Consider the following 18,175-nt stretch of genomic DNA (forward strand, 5'->3'; position numbering starts at 1 on the left):
GTGGGGTTCAGGCGTAACAGTCAGTCCTGAACATGTTGTCCTTTAGTCGATTAACCACTCACGCCATGAATGAATAACGCATTCACGTTCTTCTTTAAGTCGATCTTCTGCAACATCTGCATCTTGATTCAACAAGTTACGGTGATGAATTTCATCCCGAATCGTAGTGTATGCCGACGTTAACTTCGCGGCTTGCTGTGCTGGCAACAATGACAGGTTTGCTGCAGCTTCAAGAATGCGTACATTATCGGAGTAAGTCAGTAAAGATTCCGATTGAGAACTGAAGTTTAGGACAAGGTATTGCACCAGAAATTCAATATCCGTGATGCCGCCGGGATCCTGCTTCAACATAAAGCGACCCGCTTTCTTTCCGCCTAAGTGGTCACGCATTTTCTCACGCATCTCCACCACTTCTTTCTTCAGTTTGTCCTGTTCACGAGGTTGTGACAGAACCTTAGCGCGAGTCGCTTCAAAGGCTTCTTTCAAAGGCGTATCACTATAAATTGCGCGCGCACGTACCAGCGCCTGATGTTCCCATGTCCAGGCATCCTGAAGCTGATACTCTTCAAACGCATCCGTTGGGCTCACCAACATACCAGACGCACCAGACGGGCGAAGACGCGTATCGGCTTCATACAAAATACCCGACGCTGTCCGAGTAGAGAAAATGTGGATGATTCGCTGAGCAAGACGCAGGTAGAACTGTCGACCATCGATTTCTTTTTTTCCATCGGTGTACACATGGACCGGGCAGTCGTGCATGAACACGATGTCCAGATCCGAGTTGTAACCCAGCTCCCAGCCACCCACTTTGCCGTATCCAATCACCGCAAAGCCTTTTCCGTCTCTGTCTTTGAGATGGGTGGGTTCGCCGTACTTTTCCGTAACTTGTAGCCAGGCTTGCCCAACGACCGCTTCAACAATGGCTTCTGCAAGATACGTTAAGTGGTCACTTACTTTCATGACGGGCAACACACCAGCAATGTCAGCCGCCGCAATTCGAAGAATGCAGATCTGCTTAAACTGACGCAGCGCTTCCATCTGCTGCTCCATATCGTCCTCGGGGATTCGAGCAAGATAATCACGCAGCTCCGACTTGTATTCCGTTAAGGGTATTGGATTATAAAGGTGTTGGGGATCGAGCAGCTCATCCAGAAGAATGGGGTAGCGGGAAAGCTGCTCGGATATCATTGGACTGGCAGTACAGAGCCTTACGAGCTGAGTCAGTGCAGCCGGGTGTTCGTCCAGAAGCTCAAGATAGGTTGTACGAGTGCAAATGTTGTGCAGAAGATGCAGCACACGTGGTAAACCGAATTCCGCATCCTTGTGGTTATACAAAGCATGGAAGATTTTCGGCATTAGGCGGTTTAAAACTTCACGCCCTCTCGGTCCCAACGTTTTTTTCGCCAGATCGGTTTTAAAGCCAACAATGGTTTGCACCATGGGTTCTGGGGCTTCGACTTTTAAGTCATCTTCCAGAATGTGAGTAAGCACTTCCTCTTTATGGGCAAGATCCCACATTTCACTGAAGTGCTTGGCGACGGTTTGTGTCTCTTCCTCTTCTTCGCCAATCAGCAGCTCGAACACACCATGAATGTTCTCCATGTGCTGGCTGATTTGTTCACGCAATGCTTCCCAACTTTCCGCTTTGAGAGCAAATGCCAGTCTCTGCCTGTCCAGCTCTTTGTCTGGCAAGGTCTGGGTTTGTTTGTCCCCAATTGCCTGAATCAAATTTTCTAGTTTTCTGAGGAACAGATAACCTTCTCGCAGTTGCCCGACTTCTTCTGAGTTGAGCAAGGCTTTGTCTTCGATAGCATTCAACGTTTCAAGCAAGCCACGACCACGCAAGCTTGGCTCGCGACCACCGCGAATCAACTGGAAAACCTGAGCGATGAATTCCACTTCACGAATGCCACCAGCACCCAGTTTAATGTTGTTCGACAAACCACGACGGCGCACTTCGGTGCTGATCATCGACTTCATTCGACGCAATGACTGAATGGCACTGAAATCAATGTAACGGCGGAATACAAACGGACGTAACATCCCTCGCAGTTCCTGATATTCCGGGTACATTTCCCGCCCCATGACTCGGGCTTTGATCATGGCGTAGCGCTCCCAGTCACGCCCCTGCTCCTGATAATAATCTTCAAGAGCTGCGTAACTCATTACCAATGGACCACTTTCGCCAAACGGGCGTAGCCTCATATCAACTCGGTAACAGAAACCGTCGAAGGTTTGTTGATCCAACGCTTTAATTAAACGCTGACCTAATCGCGTGAAGAATTGCGCATTGGCAATACTGCGTCTGGCACCTTGGGTTTCGCCGTTTTCAGGATAGGTAAAAATCAGGTCGATATCAGACGAGAAATTTAACTCGCCGCCACCCAGCTTTCCCATACCAATGATGAGCATAGGTTGGGCTTCACCATTTTCATTACATGGGGTCCCCCACTCGTTACAGCAGGTTTGATAGAGATGGTGGTAGGTTTCAAAAATCAATGCTTCTGCTAATGCCGACAAGTGAAGCAGACTGTTTTCCAACGACCAGGAAGAAGTGAAATCTCGCCATGCGATGTAGACCATTTCCCGACGACGGAATTCTCGAAGCCTTTTCATCATGGCGTTCTCGTCTTCCGTTTTCGCCAGAAGCTTCTTCAATCTATCGCGATAATCCACCGACCGATTCTGCGTCGCCAGCATCTCCGGTAGGCGTTTACACAGCTTTTCATCTCGCTGCAAGCTGTCGGAAATAAAATCGCTTAATCCAAGAACACGTTCCAACTCGACCAGTTTGTTCTCTGGCCAGGTTTCAAACACGGATGGGTATTGTTCTTCGATCTTTTGACGTGAGAGTTGGGCTTGTTCGGCAATCGGCGTCGGTAAGGTCATTGTCTATCCCTGTCAACGAGTTAGGTTATTTTTATTCGATTTACCATATCACATAAAAAAACGCCCACATATGGGATGTGGGCGTTATTTAGCGATTTTATAATCAAACATTAAACGACTGTATTTTACCATCCAGCTCTTCGGCATTGGTCTGCATGATTTCGGAGGTTTCAAGCAGCTCGCTGACAACCACAACCGAAGCTTCAACCAGTTCACGAACATTGGTCAGGTTCTGGTTCATCTCTTCGGCAACCGTACTCTGCTGACCCGCAGCGGTGGCGATCTGGAAGTTCATGTCGTTGATTTCACTTACCTGAGCCACGATACCGTCAAGCTCGGTTCCGGCATTGGTAACCAGGTCGACCCCTTCTGCTGCTTCCACAACACTTTTTTCCATCAGCTCTACCGCAGAATTGGCACTGCTTTGTAGCTGAGTAATCATTTCCTGAATTTCAACTGTTGCTTGCTGAGTACGTTGTGCAAGATTTCGAACTTCGTCGGCGACAACTGCGAAGCCACGACCTGCTTCACCAGCACGAGCCGCCTCAATAGCCGCATTCAATGCCAACAGGTTAGTCTGCTCAGAAATCCCCTGAATCGTTCCTACTACGCTGCCAATGGATTCAACACGCTCTTCGACTTGGTTAACTGCTTGTGCCGACTCGGAAATGTCTCCCGATAGCTCACTCATTTTTCCAACTGTGTCCTGAACAAATCGCTGACCTTGCTGCGCTTGTTGAGAGGCATTTTCTGTCACAGATGAAGCGTTTTGTGCATGCTCTGCGACGGTTTGCACCGTTGTCGTCATCTCGCTCATCGCAGTTGCTAGCTGGTCGATTTCGTTAAACTCTTCTTGTGCCGACTCTTTCGTCTCAGACATGCTGATCGTCATGACTTCGGTAAGACCAGACAACTCTTGTGATGAGTCGATCTGCATCTTGATCACTTCTTGCAACTGAGCTCGTGTCTTTTCCAGCTCGCGAGCCAGATCGCCGTACTCATCTTTGCATTCCATGTTGATCGGTGTGGAAAGATCTTTGTCCGCCATACGCTGGATGCTGGATGCGATGTATTGAGTCTGGCGAAGCATGATTCTTGCCGCACCCAGCAGCAATACAACAAATACGATGATCATCACAATGGTTTGCCAGAACACTTGCATTAGGTATTCGTCGTAACGCATCTGTGCAACATCGCCGCTTTGTGAGGCAACAACAAACCAGTCGGCACCACTGATCTTACTGGCATACTCAAAACGATTGCCGTTTTCCAGCTCGAAGCCAAAACCGGAAGAAGCACTACCAATCAGACTGGAAAGCTGTTGACCATTTTCTGTGGTTTGAGAAAGATCCGAGATTTGTCTGGCAGAAGGATGACCTAATACTTTGCCAGTATTGCGTTCCACCAGATAAACATAGTGATTGTTGTCTGAATTCTTAACCAGAGCGGTGATTGTTTTTTCTGCCAGAGACGTGGCATCTGAACCGTTACTCGCTAATACGCTATCAATAAATGAAGCTTGAGCGTGAGAAACTTCTTTGGCTTGGTCTTTTTGGACAATTACCAAGGAGTCATAAAAAGTGCTCGCATCCCACAATTGTTTCGCAATGATCAAAACGGTACTGAATACCATCAACATTACGAGTTTTGGGACCAAACGAATGTCAGTAATGACTCGTTCCCACGGCTTGAATTTCATGCTCGCCATCTCACCTACTCCACCTTTTGTTCATCTTTCATTGCGAACGTTCATTTTTAATAGGGCACGAACGTTGCCGCATTCCTTATGAGACGTAGCTTTATCGTTGTTGAGGATTTATTTTACGCCTCGTATGAAAAAAGCATGATAACAAAGACATCAGACAGTCATTGAGCTACCAGTCACTTTTCGTCTACGGATTGCCCTAATTGTGATCCAATGCTTGTTGTTCACGCATTTTGTTGAGAAACCCGTGATTTTTGTATCGGCATTGATACAGAAACCTGAAGTAACTTTTTGAGTTAGATAAAGAAATGAGCTCGAATTGAGCTAAAAAATAAAGAGTGAGTATTAGACTTGTCACATAGATTACCCAAGTGATGGAAATTCACTTGGGTAATGGATTTTAGATTTTTGCTATTTATTGCCAGTAAGGTGTGGCATCGATGCTCATCTGGCGAGTCTGTTCCATAGCATGCAAGATGGAGTTCTCCTGGCGAATCAGCCAACGCTCCAGTTGCGCTTGTTCATCACCTTCCAATTGCTCCAACAACGCATGCAAAGGTTCTAACATTAAAAGATCATCAATTCCCTGCCTGAGATCTTCCCATGGCAGCCGGAAAGCATTGCGGTCTTCAAAGTCATAAATAGAGGCGAAGCAGACGCCGGTGTAAAGATTACGGGTCAATCGGTATTGCTGGTCAATGTATTCTTGTCGGTTCAATTGACGCTCAGGTGGAAACGCTTCAACCAGCTCAGCCCAAGTTCTGTCGAGCTGTTTTGCCGAGAACTGTCGCACACCTTGTGCCATTTTCTCTCTTGCTTTGTCATCCAGAAACGGCTGCCAGCCACGGGTCAGGATCCAGCGGCTCAGATCTAACAACAAACCTGTGTAGCGCGAAGAGCAAAGTAACTTAAGTGCCTGTTCTCTGTCTGGAAGAGCATCGCGTTGAATACCAAGCTGATCCACCAGCCATTTCCGAGCATCCAGTTTACGCAGAACGTGCCCTTTGTCTTCCATCAGATCATCAAGGTACACAGCAGTTTTCAACCAGTTCAGTTCTTCTTCTAGCCACATCAGTTCCTGACGAAGAATTGCACTGGCGCGGCGCGGAACAATGCCTCCAAACACAGAAAGAGTCTGACGAATGAATCCGATGGAATGTGCAATTTCATGAAGGGCGTTGAATTCATCACGCTCAACATAAATTTGTTCGTGATAATGCCAATGTTCCAGTGCATGTTCTAACGATTGAATGAAGCAGTATTCCGCGTTGTGCGAAGTTTCTGTAGAAACCAGTGGTAGCGGTTTTACTTTGTCACCTTCATAACCATAAGCAAGTCGGTAACCGCGTGCGGCTTTGCTTAAGTTACCTAATCGCATCCCACCATTTTCACTCAATGTGCGGGCGAGATTGAAAAGCGCATCTGTCTGACCAGACTTAAGCTCAAGTTCAACTTCACAGATCTCATCCCGGTTGCCACTTGCAGTCACCCACCCCTGATCAAACGCGACCTCAACCTGACTGCCGTCAGACATACTGATAAGCCATTGCTCGCGTTTGAAATCGGTAGAAAAAATGGGAGTAAGCTCTTGCTGAAGCACGCCTAATTCTTTGCCTACTGGCCATATGTCGTTAGGATGAAGTGTCAGGTCGGGAGAATTGCTGGAATGTTCTGCATTATATTCAGGTCGTTGATGCAAACCTGCGACAACACGCCCTGCGGTTTTGACTGTCTGAACAAAGACATCGTCGTAGCGTCGAATCCGTAGGCCAGTGTCGTGTTGTCTTAACCAATTATCCGGTGTATCAAAGTAGGTGTTACCCAGCTCTCGACAACTGTGCTGAAGAACTTTTTCCTCAGCTATTTTGGCAACCAAAGTCGTTGAAAATTCAGGTGAAACAAAAAACTTCAGTTCTATCTCGGTTTCCATATTTTTACCTTTAACGGATGACCCTGACAGCATATTGCCTAATACCATCATCGGCAAGTGGCAAATATAGCCCAAATGATGATCTAAAACAGTTTTAATGATGGATTGATTAGGTTAACATGCGCGACTTTATAGCCATCGTTCAAGATTTCGCCTTATGGCAGAAGTTTCTATAGGTTATATTTTTTAGGTTGAATAACCATGCCAGTAAATACAATTATGGGGTTATTTGCAAAGTCCCCTATTAAACCTTTGCAACGCCACGTTGTGTGTGTGAATGAGTGCTGCTCCCACCTGGTAAATTTCTTTGAAGTTTGCTCTCAGGGCGATTGGGAAAAAGCCAGTGAAATTCGCGCACAAATTTCTCATCTGGAGAAGGAAGCGGATTCCCTTAAGCGAGAAATTCGCTTAAAGCTGCCTCGTGGTTTGTTCTTACCTGTAGACCGCACAGACATGCTTGAACTACTGACTCAGCAAGACAAGCTGGCCAATCTGGCGAAGGATATTGCCGGTCGCGTCGTCGGACGTCAGTTGCAAATTCCAGAGCCACTTCAGGAAAACTTCATTTTGTATGTCAAACGTTGCCTTGATGCTGCCGAGCAGGCGCAGAAAGTGATCAACGAACTGGACGAATTACTGGAAACTGGCTTTAAGGGTCGCGAAGTCACTTTGGTGGCAGAGATGATCCATCAACTGGATGCCATCGAAGATGATACAGATGCCATGCAGATTGAACTGCGCCAGCAACTTATGGCGATCGAATCGAAGTACAATCCGATCGACATCATGTTCTTATACAAGATTTTAGAATGGGTAGGTGGCATCGCCGATCAAGCTCAGCGCGTTGGCGCAAGGCTTGAGCTGATGTTATCTCGTTCATAAACGAAAACTGAAACACATAACATGAGATGGGATTGTAATAAGGCGCACGGAGAGCTTGTGTGCCTTTCTTGTGCGCTTGTACAAAACTCCCCTCATACGTTATCCAACAACTAGGTATTACGATGGATATCCTCGCGAACTACGGCACTATCATTATTTTAGTTGCAGCATTATTTGGCTTCATGATGGCTATCGGTATTGGTGCAAATGATGTAGCAAACGCCATGGGTACATCAGTCGGCTCAAAAGCGCTGACTGTAAAACAAGCGATCATCATCGCGATGATTTTCGAATTTGCCGGTGCTTACTTAGCAGGCGGTGAAGTGACGGATACGATCCGTAAAGGGGTAATCGAAACCTCTCTGTTTGCTGATCAGCCAGACGTTTTGGTCTACGGTATGATGTCTGCCCTTCTGGCAGCGGGTACCTGGCTACTATTGGCTTCCTACATGGGCTGGCCAGTATCGACAACACACTCTATCATTGGTGCCATTATTGGTTTCGCCTGTATCTCCGTTGGTACTGAAGCCGTTGACTGGGCCTCTGTTCAAGGCATCGTAGGTAGCTGGATCATCACGCCAATCATTTCTGGTTTCTTCGCTTACGTGATCTTTGTGAGTGCGCAGCGTCTGATTTTCGATACGGAAAACCCACTGATCAACGCGAAACGCTTTGTCCCTGTGTACATGTTCATTACCACTATGGTTATTGCGCTTGTTACCATCAAGAAAGGTCTAAAGCACGTTGGTTTGCACCTGAGCAACACTGAAGCATGGCTTTGGTCTGCCGGTGTTTCTGGTCTAATTATGATCGGCGGTTACCTGTACATTCAGAAGAAATTTGCTCACCGCGAAGACGACCACAGTTTTGCTGGCGTTGAAAGTATCTTCAGCGTACTGATGGTGATCACTGCATGTGCCATGGCTTTTGCTCACGGTTCTAACGACGTTGCGAACGCAATCGGTCCTCTTTCAGCGGTCGTATCCACAGTTGAGAACCTAGGTGAAATCACCACGAAAAGCTCTATTGCCTGGTGGATCCTTCCTCTTGGTGGTATTGGTATTGTTGTCGGTCTGGCGACTATGGGTCACAAAGTAATGGCTACCGTAGGTACAGGCATTACAGAACTGACTCCAAGTCGTGGTTTCGCCGCTCAGCTTGCAACAGCTTCAACCGTTGTTCTGGCATCAGGTACTGGTCTGCCAATTTCAACTACTCAGACTTTGGTGGGTGCGGTTCTGGGTGTAGGTTTCGCCCGTGGTATCGCAGCACTGAACCTAGGTGTAGTGCGTAATATCGTTGCTTCCTGGGTCGTAACACTACCAGCAGGCGCACTGCTTGCTGTTGTGTTCTTCTATGCAATCCAAGGGATGTTTATGTAAGGCTTTTGTTAGCCACATGTCATTATTGACTCAAACGCACAGAAAGGGAGGCTTTGCCTCCCTCTTTTGTTGCACCAGTGCCTGAAACTTCATACTATCTGTGTCTAATTAAGAATAAAGGGGTAGCGTCAAAGTGTTATCCCACCTCATCATCAGTTAAGGGACGTACCGTGAAAAAACTTATTTGTCTGGTCCTCTTTAGCATGCTTGCCGCACCAGTCAGTTTTGCCAAAGACCGCTACATTTCAGACAACCTATTCACTTACATGCACGCTGGACCGAGTAACCAGTTTCGTATCATTGGCAGCGTAAATGCAGGCGACAAAATTACCTTAGTCGCGACAAACCGTGAAACAGGATACAGCCAGGTCGTTGACTCAAAGGGTCGTAAGGGCTGGGTAGAAAGCAAATACGTATCAACCAGACCAAGCATGGCAGAGCGCTTACCTAAGCTGGAAAAAGAGCTTGGTGAAGTAAAAGAAAAGCTGGCTAACGCCCGTAAGAATTCAGATGATGAAAAAGCAGGGCTGGTGGATTCTCTTGAATCGCGTAATGAACAAATCAAAGAACTTGAGAAAAACTACGCAGACATGAACAAGCAGTTGACCGCGTCTCAGAGCGAAGTACGTGAACTGCGTGCCAAGCTAGACACTCAAAAAGAAGACTTGCTGCTTAAGTACTTCATGTACGGTGGCGGAGTTGCCGGAATTGGACTTATCTTAGGTTTGATTCTTCCGCACCTTATCCCGCGTAGGAAGAAATCGCCTTCTGGTTGGGCATAATCGAATTATCTAGACTCTGATGACATTAAAAGGGCTCCTTTCGGAGCCCTTTTGCTATTTAGGATAAGAAGCTAACTAACGCCATTCATACAGAGCAGGGATTTCTATCTTCTCCCCTTCAAAGTCCACCACTACGGTTCTTGGAGTGATGCTTTCAATCTTGACTCGCTCATCCACCCAATCGCCTTCTTTCACTTCCTGACCATTGACCTTCACCCAGCGTCTGTCACTGCTTGAGGCGTACATGTGAGTTTGAAGGTTCAGCGCAGGTAATTTTCCGCGAAAACGGCGTTCATTCCCCACTAACTCTGTGACTTCATATTGAGCATCGTCCCGGTTACGAGTACTTCCAGTGGTAGATGTGTCACTGATCGCCGACTGAACCATTTGCGCCAGCTCAGGAGACAGTTCAGACAAATCAAGATTATCCAGCGATTCGCCTGAGCGTTCAGACTTGGCAGATTCCGTTTCTACAGGTTGATAGACAAATTCCTGTGGCGTATTTTCAACAGGTTGTCCGTCAACCGCTGGAAGCGCGACAAGTTCGCCAAACTGAGGAAAGTCCAGAATCTTAGCTTGCTGCACTTTCACACTTTCAACCTGAACAATAGGAGACGTGTCTGGCTGGTAGTTTAAGTAGTGCCAACTGGCAACCAAAATCGCCGGAGTGAACAGTATGACTGTTTTAAAAAATCCAGACCCACTTGCTGCTCGTGCTGGTTCTGCACGAACCTGCATCGCCTGAGGACGCTGATACCCCGATTCTGTTTGCTTGAGCCTTTGAAGTACATTAGACATCGGTTGGCTCCTCTTTCTTTGGCGTTAATGTGGGTGCCGACTCATTGGTGATCAAATCCAAAAGCTGCAATGTTTTCGCTCCGGCTATTCCATCCACAAACAGCCCCTGCCAACGCTGAAACGCTTCCACTTTCTCTTTGAGGCTTTCGTCGAAAATACTGTTACTTTCTGAGCTTTCCCCAAGAGCCTTCGAAAGCATATCTTCTAATGCTGCTACTGACTCACCCTGATTCCCTAACTTTAAGGTCTGAGCGATAGGGTCGTGCCAGAGTGTTCGGTACTCTCCTGCCCACTTTTCTTCTAGCCAGAAGCGGGGAATTTCCACTCGCTCATCGCCCAGAAGCAGTTGCGCGTTATCGTTGTTCAGGGAGAACAACACAGCATAATGACGTTGGTTATCCACGTTCAGTGCGAACACCACTGGGCGATTCTGCTTGCCCACTTCATCCAAGGTGCCCGTTTCAACGGTACAGTAATAGGCTGACTCTGTTCTTTCGCATTCAGAATCTCTTACCGAGCCCTGAAGCCCCCAGACATTAAATAGCTTCAACGTTGCTGCAATCGCATCATGACTGCCAGACAATATCGGAGCGAGCGTCTGCTCAACTGGTACTTTGACCGTCTGAGTTTCTACTCGCACTTCCCTTGGCGCCTCTGGCATCCATTTTTGTAGGGCAAGTGGCGTAGCAAAGTAAGCAAAAGCTGCCAGCGCAGCACTCGAACCCAATAACATCAGAGAGGGCAGCACACTGGTTCGTGAGGATTTCGTAGTTATGACTGATTCGACAGGTGCTTGAAACGCCATCACGTCTTCACTCGCCGCCTGAGCGATCGTCTTATTCACCGTTTTAACGCCACTTTGGCTGGCATATTGAAGGCACTTGTCACACACCAGGTTAATCAACCTTGGAATGCCCTGAGTAAATCGAGCTATGGTTTTCACCGCAGTAGGTTCAAACAGTTCAGAAGATCCATTCGCCTGCGCAAGACGAAAGTCAATGTATTCGCCGATTTCCGCGGGGTTAAGAGGCAATAAGTGATAACGCCCTGTTATCCTTTGCGCTAACTGACGCAGCTCTGTGGTTTGCAATTTGGCTTGCAATTCTGGCTGACCGATTAACAACACTTTCAACAGTTTCTGGCTGTCAGTTTCAAGGTTGGTCAGCAACCTGAGTTGCTCTAAAACGTCGGGCAAGAGGTGCTGCGCTTCATCAATAATCAGAAGCGTCTGAAACCCGTTGTCATAGTTGTCGAGCAGGAATTGCTGAATCGACTGAGTCAGAATCTTCAGAGAAGCTTCATCTGGATACTCAATCCCAAACTCATCACAAATCGCTTCCAGTAAATCCTGACTGGAATAGGTAGGGTTGAGAATCAACGCTGCTTTGGTCTCTTCACCCAGAGCAGACAACATGGCTTTTGACACGGTAGTTTTCCCCGTGCCTACTTCGCCCGTCAGCATCGCAAAACCGCCGCCCTCACCCAAACCGGATTGAAGGTGGTTCATCGCTTCACGATGACGAGCGCTTAAATACAGGTACTTTGAACTGGGTACTATTGAGAATGGCAATTCAGTAAAACCGAAAAAATCCTTATACATGCTCATCTCTCTTCGCTAAGATTCTGGCAAATTACCATTGTGACGAGGTTTGTAAAGCCTCACGACAAACTAGGGAGTCAAACTTGGACGTATATTTAGTCGGTGGCGCCGTTCGTGACCAATTACTGGGCATTTCTGTCCACGACAAAGATTGGGTAGTCGTAGGCAGTTCACCTGAACAAATGCTGTCACAAGGCTTTCAGACCGTAGGGAAAGACTTTCCGGTTTTCCTTCACCCTAAGACTCATGAAGAGTACGCACTGGCTCGAACAGAACGTAAATCAGGTCATGGGTACACCGGATTCGAATGCCACTTTTCTCCTGATGTGACCATCGAAGATGATCTTCTGCGTCGTGATTTGACGATCAATGCCATGGCACAGCATGAAGACGGCACCATTATCGATCCCTATGACGGGCAACAAGATCTTCAAAACAAATTGCTAAGACACGTATCGGATGCGTTTGTCGAAGATCCATTGCGTGTTCTTCGTGTTGCGCGTTTTGCCGCCAAGCTTGCGCCTTTAGGATTTACCGTGGCGGATGAAACCCTAGAATTAATGAGCAAGATAGCGCAATCCGGAGAACTCTCACACCTGACAGCGGAGAGGGTCTGGCAGGAATGGCATAAGTCTCTCACTACCGAAAGACCTGACGTTTTTCTTGAAGTGCTCAGACAATGTGGCGCTCTGAAAGTCGTTCTTCCTGAATTGGATGTTCTGTTTGGTGTACCACAGCCTGCGCAATGGCACCCGGAAATTGATACGGGGATCCACACTTTAATGGTTGCCAGGCAGGCTGCCGATTTGAGCCAGGATCCAGTCATTCGCTTCGCCGCACAGGTACACGATCTAGGAAAAGGCGTGACACCGGAGGAAGAATGGCCAAGTCATAAGATGCATTGCCATACTGGTCTCAAAGTGATCAAGCAGCTGTGTAGTCGCATCAAGATCCCAAATGAATATCGCGACACAGCTTTGGTGGTGTGCGAACACCACACCAACATTCACAGAGCAGAAGAACTTCGAGCCAATACGAAACTTAAGATCCTCAATAAACTGGATGTATGGCGAAAACCTGAAAGGCTAAAGCAACTGTTGATCTGTTGTGAGGCGGATCATCGTGGACGTTTAGGTTTGGAAGACAACCCCTACCCTCAGACCCACATTTTCAATCAAGCCTACCAAGCGGCATTAAGAGCCGACGTGCAAGATGTGATTCGGGATGGGTTTACCGGAAAGAACATCCGGGAAGAGCTAGACAGAAGACGCTTGAATTTTATTAAAGAAATATAAGCCACGAAAAAGCGCCACTTTCTTAGAAGGTGGCGCTTTTTGCTCTAAGCTCTAAGCTCTAAGCTCTAAGAAATTATTCTTGAGGTACCACTTTACCAATGTAAGGCAAGTTACGGTATTTCTGAGCGTAATCAATACCAACACCGACAACAAACTCGTCTGGGATTTCAAAACCGATAAATTTCGCATCTACTTCCACTTCACGACGAGAAGGCTTATCCAGCAACGTACAGATTTGAATAGACGCAGGCTCACGAATCTCAAGGATCTCACAAACTTTGCTTAGCGTATTACCTGTATCGATGATGTCTTCCACCAGCAGCACGTCTTTGTCCTTAATGTCGTCATCCAGATCTTTCAGGATGCGGACATCGCGTGAACTTTCCATCGCATTGCCGTAACTTGATGCTGTCATAAAGTCCACGGTGTGGTTTTGACCGATAGTACGGGTAAGGTCAGCCATAAAAACAAACGAACCACGCAGCAGTCCCACCAGCACCAGTTCTTTGTCTGAGTTCTTGTAATGTTCGGTGATTTTCTCGCCCAATTCGACAACGCGCTTCTGAACATCTTGCTCAGAAATCATGACTTCAACTGTATGTTTCATACTGCTCTCAATTTATTAGTGACTGATTTTGTAGAATAAATCACATTATCTAAAATTTATATTTTCGTTAATGTGCGTCCATTAACACATTTTACCATTGCAAACTACTCAGGGAAATTTTTAACTTGGTCATGAAAATGAGTACTTTCCGGCATTTCTTCATTGACACTTTTATATGCACCATTACACTCATAATGCAAATCTAATTATAAAATAATCATTAAACTTTATATGTTGGCAAGGAAATAAAAACTATGGATACAGTAAAAAAACGTCCAAGAACAAGGCTATCTCCACAAAAGCGTAAAGAACAGCTTCACGATATTGCTATCGAAGTGTTCGCAAAACGCGGCATCGGTCGCGGGGGTCACGCTGATATCGCAGAAATTGCACAGGTTTCTGTTGCAACAGTATTCAACTACTTTCAGACACGTGAAGACTTGGTTGATGAAGTACTGAGTCAGGTTGAAAAGCAATACGCGCTATTCATCAACGAAAGCTTGAAGGTTGACGCAACAGCTGAAGAAAACCTGACAAGCCTAACGCAAAACATCATCAAAGCTGCACTGGACGGCACTCACTGGATGAAAGTCTGGTTTGAGTGGAGCACATCCACTCGTGAAGAAGTGTGGCCACTGTTCCTGTCTAGCAACGAAGAGTCACAAAAGCGTATTGAAGACATGTTCCTGACAGCAATGGAGCGTGGCGAAGTATGTGACGAGCATAAAGCCGAAGACTTAGCGAAACTGCTTCACGGCATCTGCTACTCATTGTACGTACAGGCAAACCGTAACCCGGATCCTGAGTACCTAGAAGGTTTGGTTGGAAGCTTCCTTGGCATGCTTTGCATTTACAAGCAAGACCACTAATCATTGACTAGGGTTTGTTGAATTGAAAAACGGAGGGTTTACCCTCCGTTTTTATTTCCGTTAAACAAAATCGGGATTTCAATACAACAAAAAAACCGCTGACAAGCAGCGGTTTTCATCATTCAGTATTAAGAAAAATTACTTTTTCTTCTTAACCGCTTTTTTGTTTGGAAGGTCAGTGATTGAACCTTCAAACACTTCTGCAGCCAGACCCACAGACTCATGCAGAGTTGGGTGAGCGTGGATAGTCAGAGCGATATCTTCTGCATCACAACCCATTTCGATTGCCAAGCCGATTTCACCCAGTAGCTCACCACCGTTAGTACCAACGATAGCACCACCAATTACACGGTGAGTATCTTTGTCGAAGATAAGCTTAGTCATACCATCTGCACAGTCAGACGCGATTGCACGACCAGACGCTGCCCATGGGAAAGTTGCTGTTTCGTAGTTGATGCCTTCTGCTTTCGCTTCTTTCTCAGTCTTACCAACCCACGCCACTTCTGGCTCAGTGTAAGCGATTGAAGGAATAACTTTAGGATCGAAGTAGTGCTTCTTACCAGCAATAACTTCTGCAGCAACGTGACCTTCATGCACACCTTTGTGAGCCAGCATTGGCTGACCTACAACATCACCAATTGCGAAGATGTGAGGGATGTTAGTACGCATCTGCTTATCAACATTGATGAAGCCACGCTCGTCAATTTCGATACCCGCTTTTTCGCCGTCAATCAGAAGACCATTTGGCACACGACCGATAGCAACAAGAACTGCATCGTAACGCTCAGCTTCTGCTGGTGCTTTCTTGCCTTCCATTGAAACGTAGATACCGTCTTCTTTCGCTTCAACCGCAGTTACTTTGGTTTCAAGCATCAGGTTAAATTTGTCTTTAACGCGCTTGGTGTAAACCTTAACGATGTCTTTGTCTGCAGCAGGAATAACCTGATCAAACATTTCAACAACGTCAACTTTTGAGCCAAGAGACTGGTAAACCGTACCCATTTCAAGACCGATGATACCACCGCCCATGATAAGTAGTTTGCCTGGAACTTCTTTCAGTTCAAGAGCATCCGTTGAATCCCAGATACGTGGGTCTTCATGTGGGATGAATGGCAGTTTAATTGGACGAGAACCAGCGGCAACGATAGCGTTGTCGAAGTTAACTGTAGTTGCTTCGCCTTCACCCTCTACAAGGATAGAATTAGGACCAGTGAACTTACCGTAGCCGTTAACAACAGTCACGTTACGCATCTTAGCCATACCGCCAAGACCGCCAGTCAGTTGGTTAACTACTTTTTCTTTCCAGATACGGATTTTGTTGATGTCCGTTTGTGGTTCACCAAATACCACACCGTGATCAGCCATTGCTTTCGCTTCTTCGATCACTTTTGATACGTGCAGCAGTGCTTTAGATGGGATACAACCCACGTTCAGACACACACCACCAAGGGTGGTGTAACGCTCGATAAGTACTGTTTCCAGACCTAGATCCGCACAACGGAATGCAGCAGAGTAACCAGCAGGACCAGAACCAAGTACAACAACTTGGGCTTTAATTTCTTTGCTCATTTTGACCTCTTGTAGTCATTATCCCTAACAGGCTGAGTGGGTGTTCAATGAATTCTTTTTAGAACGTTCTATTTTCAGACCGAAACAGTTTACAGAGTTGTTAAAGGTGTGAAAAGTAAATCCATTTAGCCTGTGAGCCAGACAACAGTTCGATTGTGAAACGCCTGTAGCGAACAAGGTTTAATCAAACTATTTTGAGTAACTAGAGGGCGGCATATAGCCGCCCTGTTTCAACCTATATTGACTTATAGCACCAAGCGGCGAATGTCGCTCAGGCAATTGTTCAAGTAAGTGATGAAGCGCGCACCTTCTGCACCATCGATCACACGGTGATCGTAGGAAAGAGAAAGCGGAAGCTGAAGACGAGGAGTGAAGTCTTTACCATTCCACACTGGCTTCATTTCAGACTTAGATACACCAAGGATACCTACTTCTGGAGCGTTTACGATTGGCGTAAATGCAGTACCGCCGATACCACCCAGGCTAGAGATAGTGAAACAGCCACCCTGCATATCACCAGCCGTTAGCTTGCCAGCACGTGCTTTCTTAGACACAGCCATCAGTTCTTCTGAAAGCTCGTAGATACCTTTCTTGTTCACATCTTTGAAGACAGGGACAACCAGACCATTTGGTGTATCTACTGCGATACCGATGTTCACGTATTTCTTCAGAATGATGCTTTCGCCGTCTTCTGACAGAGAAGAGTTGAACGCAGGGAAAGCTTCAAGCGCTTTAGCAGCAGCCTTCATGATGAACACAAGAGGTGTGATCTTCATACCTGATTCTTTCTTCGCTTCAATCGCGTTCTGCTCTTTACGGAATGCTTCAAGCTCTGTGATGTCTGCGTTGTCCCACTGTGTAACATGAGGGATCATTACCCAGTTACGGTGTAGGTTCGCACCAGAAATCTTCTTAATCTTAGAAAGCTTCTGTACTTCAGTCTCACCGAACTTGCTGAAATCAACTTTCGGCCATGGTAGTAGACCAAGTGCACTGCCGTCGCCACCTGATGCTCCCGCGCCAGATTCAAGGCGCTTAAGCGCTTCTTTAACGTAGCTTTGAACGTCTTCTTTCAGGATACGGCTCTTACGACCCGTGCCTTTAACCTTAGACAGGTTAACGCCAAACTCACGAGCAAGACGACGAACCACTGGAGACGCATGCGCGTATTCGTTGTTTTCCTGGAAGTCGCCCGTTGATGCTGCTGGAGCAGCTTTTGGTGCTTCAGAAGGCGCTGGTGCTGCCGGTGCCGCTGGTGCTGGAGCCGCTTGAGCAGGAGCTGGTGCTGCTGCCGGAGCTGAGCCCGCGACTTCGAAGACCATGATTAGAGAGCCAGTTGACACTTTGTCGCCAGCTGCAATCTTAATCTCTTTTACCGTACCTACAAATGGTGCTGGAACTTCCATAGAAGCCTTATCGCCTTCTACAGTGATCAGAGATTGCTCTTCTTCAACTGTGTCGCCAACAGCAACCATAATTTCAGTTACTTCGACTTCGTCACCACCGATGTCTGGCACGTGAACTTCTTTCAGTTCTGCGGCTGCCGCAGGAGCTGGTGCTGGAGCCGCTTCAGCAGCTGGTGCTGCCGGAGCAGGCGCAGCTTCAGTTGCACCTTCTGCTTCGAAGACCATGATTAGAGAGCCAGTTGAAACAGAGTCACCTTCAGCAACTTTGATTTCTTTTACGATACCCGCTTGAGAAGCAGGAACTTCCATAGAAGCTTTATCACCTTCTACAGTGATCAGAGATTGTTCTTCTTCAACCTTGTCGCCAACGCTTACAAGAATTTCAGTAACTTCAACCTCATCGGCACCGATGTCAGGTACATTAATTTCGATAGCCATTGCTTATCTACCTTCTAAAT

At 46.8% G+C, this 18,175-nt stretch carries 13 protein-coding genes; 5 read left to right on the forward strand and 8 right to left on the reverse strand.

Annotated features, from left to right (window positions below):
- Positions 1–42 precede the first annotated feature (42 nt).
- The 3 genes from glnE to QMG91_RS15515 form a co-directional block, all read right to left on the reverse strand.
- On the reverse strand, positions 43–2,892 hold the full coding sequence (glnE, locus tag QMG91_RS15505) for a bifunctional [glutamate--ammonia ligase]-adenylyl-L-tyrosine phosphorylase/[glutamate--ammonia-ligase] adenylyltransferase (RefSeq protein ID WP_281827568.1): 2,850 nt from the start codon (positions 2,890–2,892) through the stop codon (positions 43–45).
- A 103-nt stretch (positions 2,893–2,995) separates the two neighbouring features.
- The gene (locus tag QMG91_RS15510; protein ID WP_281827570.1) at positions 2,996–4,600 is read right to left on the reverse strand and encodes a methyl-accepting chemotaxis protein; all 1,605 of its coding nucleotides are present in this window, start codon (positions 4,598–4,600) and stop codon (positions 2,996–2,998) included.
- Positions 4,601–5,012: 412 nt separating this feature from the next.
- Positions 5,013–6,527: a CYTH and CHAD domain-containing protein gene (locus QMG91_RS15515; RefSeq protein WP_281827572.1), complete on the reverse strand. Its 1,515-nt coding sequence runs from the start codon at positions 6,525–6,527 to the stop codon at positions 5,013–5,015.
- A 201-nt stretch (positions 6,528–6,728) separates the two neighbouring features.
- On the opposite strand from QMG91_RS15515, the gene QMG91_RS15520 reads away from it, so the two are divergent.
- The 3 genes from QMG91_RS15520 to QMG91_RS15530 all read left to right on the forward strand — a co-directional run bounded on the left by QMG91_RS15520 (position 6,729) and on the right by QMG91_RS15530 (position 9,573).
- Positions 6,729–7,409, forward strand: a complete 681-nt coding sequence (locus tag QMG91_RS15520) for a TIGR00153 family protein (RefSeq protein ID WP_004397676.1) — start codon at positions 6,729–6,731, stop codon at positions 7,407–7,409.
- Between the two features lie 122 nt (positions 7,410–7,531).
- Complete coding sequence (locus tag QMG91_RS15525; protein ID WP_004397675.1) at positions 7,532–8,791, forward strand: inorganic phosphate transporter; 1,260 nt, start codon at positions 7,532–7,534, stop codon at positions 8,789–8,791.
- 170 nt (positions 8,792–8,961) lie between these two features.
- On the forward strand, positions 8,962–9,573 hold the full coding sequence (locus QMG91_RS15530) for a TIGR04211 family SH3 domain-containing protein (protein ID WP_004397674.1): 612 nt from the start codon (positions 8,962–8,964) through the stop codon (positions 9,571–9,573).
- Between the two features lie 75 nt (positions 9,574–9,648).
- Here the strand turns inward: QMG91_RS15530 and QMG91_RS15535 are convergent, their stop codons facing one another.
- Together QMG91_RS15535 and QMG91_RS15540 are read right to left on the reverse strand one after the other, a co-directional pair.
- On the reverse strand, positions 9,649–10,371 hold the full coding sequence (locus tag QMG91_RS15535; RefSeq protein WP_281827575.1) for a general secretion pathway protein GspB: 723 nt from the start codon (positions 10,369–10,371) through the stop codon (positions 9,649–9,651).
- Positions 10,364–11,971 (reverse strand): ExeA family protein, encoded by a 1,608-nt coding sequence (locus QMG91_RS15540; RefSeq protein WP_281827576.1) that lies wholly within the window; start codon positions 11,969–11,971, stop codon positions 10,364–10,366. The genes QMG91_RS15535 and QMG91_RS15540 overlap by 8 nt, the downstream gene beginning before the upstream one ends.
- A gap of 83 nt (positions 11,972–12,054) precedes the next feature.
- On the opposite strand from QMG91_RS15540, the gene QMG91_RS15545 reads away from it, so the two are divergent.
- The gene (locus QMG91_RS15545; RefSeq protein WP_281827578.1) at positions 12,055–13,266 is read left to right on the forward strand and encodes a multifunctional CCA addition/repair protein; all 1,212 of its coding nucleotides are present in this window, start codon (positions 12,055–12,057) and stop codon (positions 13,264–13,266) included.
- A gap of 73 nt (positions 13,267–13,339) precedes the next feature.
- On the opposite strand, the gene hpt is transcribed toward QMG91_RS15545, so the two are convergent.
- Positions 13,340–13,873, reverse strand: coding sequence for a hypoxanthine phosphoribosyltransferase (gene hpt / locus QMG91_RS15550; protein ID WP_004397670.1), 534 nt, complete (start codon positions 13,871–13,873; stop codon positions 13,340–13,342).
- A 254-nt stretch (positions 13,874–14,127) separates the two neighbouring features.
- Here hpt and QMG91_RS15555 point away from each other — a divergent pair, with 254 nt between their 5' ends.
- Entirely contained in the window at positions 14,128–14,742 is a 615-nt protein-coding gene (locus QMG91_RS15555; protein ID WP_004397669.1) for a TetR/AcrR family transcriptional regulator, read from the forward strand.
- A gap of 138 nt (positions 14,743–14,880) precedes the next feature.
- On the opposite strand, the gene lpdA is transcribed toward QMG91_RS15555, so the two are convergent.
- On the reverse strand, positions 14,881–16,311 hold the full coding sequence (gene lpdA, locus QMG91_RS15560) for a dihydrolipoyl dehydrogenase (protein WP_022589429.1): 1,431 nt from the start codon (positions 16,309–16,311) through the stop codon (positions 14,881–14,883).
- A 245-nt stretch (positions 16,312–16,556) separates the two neighbouring features.
- Positions 16,557–18,155 (reverse strand): pyruvate dehydrogenase complex dihydrolipoyllysine-residue acetyltransferase, encoded by a 1,599-nt coding sequence (aceF, locus tag QMG91_RS15565; protein WP_281827582.1) that lies wholly within the window; start codon positions 18,153–18,155, stop codon positions 16,557–16,559.
- Positions 18,156–18,175 lie beyond the last annotated feature (20 nt).

Origin of the sequence: Vibrio nigripulchritudo (assembly GCF_027924785.1) — a bacterium.
GTDB lineage: Bacteria > Pseudomonadota > Gammaproteobacteria > Enterobacterales > Vibrionaceae > Vibrio > Vibrio nigripulchritudo.

Excerpts from the sequence above, each read along its gene's own strand:
- QMG91_RS15535 (WP_281827575.1), bottom strand. The coding sequence starts at position 10,371 with ATGTCTAATGTACTTCAAAGGCTCAAGCAAACAGAATCGGGGTATCAG.
- QMG91_RS15510 (WP_281827570.1), bottom strand. The coding sequence starts at position 4,600 with ATGGCGAGCATGAAATTCAAGCCGTGGGAACGAGTCATTACTGACATT.
- hpt (WP_004397670.1), bottom strand. The coding sequence starts at position 13,873 with ATGAAACATACAGTTGAAGTCATGATTTCTGAGCAAGATGTTCAGAAG.
- QMG91_RS15520 (WP_004397676.1), top strand. The coding sequence starts at position 6,729 with ATGCCAGTAAATACAATTATGGGGTTATTTGCAAAGTCCCCTATTAAA.
- QMG91_RS15540 (WP_281827576.1), bottom strand. The coding sequence starts at position 11,971 with ATGTATAAGGATTTTTTCGGTTTTACTGAATTGCCATTCTCAATAGTA.
- QMG91_RS15525 (WP_004397675.1), top strand. The coding sequence starts at position 7,532 with ATGGATATCCTCGCGAACTACGGCACTATCATTATTTTAGTTGCAGCA.
- glnE (WP_281827568.1), bottom strand. The coding sequence starts at position 2,892 with ATGACCTTACCGACGCCGATTGCCGAACAAGCCCAACTCTCACGTCAA.
- lpdA (WP_022589429.1), bottom strand. The coding sequence starts at position 16,311 with ATGAGCAAAGAAATTAAAGCCCAAGTTGTTGTACTTGGTTCTGGTCCT.
- QMG91_RS15515 (WP_281827572.1), bottom strand. The coding sequence starts at position 6,527 with ATGGAAACCGAGATAGAACTGAAGTTTTTTGTTTCACCTGAATTTTCA.
- QMG91_RS15555 (WP_004397669.1), top strand. The coding sequence starts at position 14,128 with ATGGATACAGTAAAAAAACGTCCAAGAACAAGGCTATCTCCACAAAAG.
- aceF (WP_281827582.1), bottom strand. The coding sequence starts at position 18,155 with ATGGCTATCGAAATTAATGTACCTGACATCGGTGCCGATGAGGTTGAA.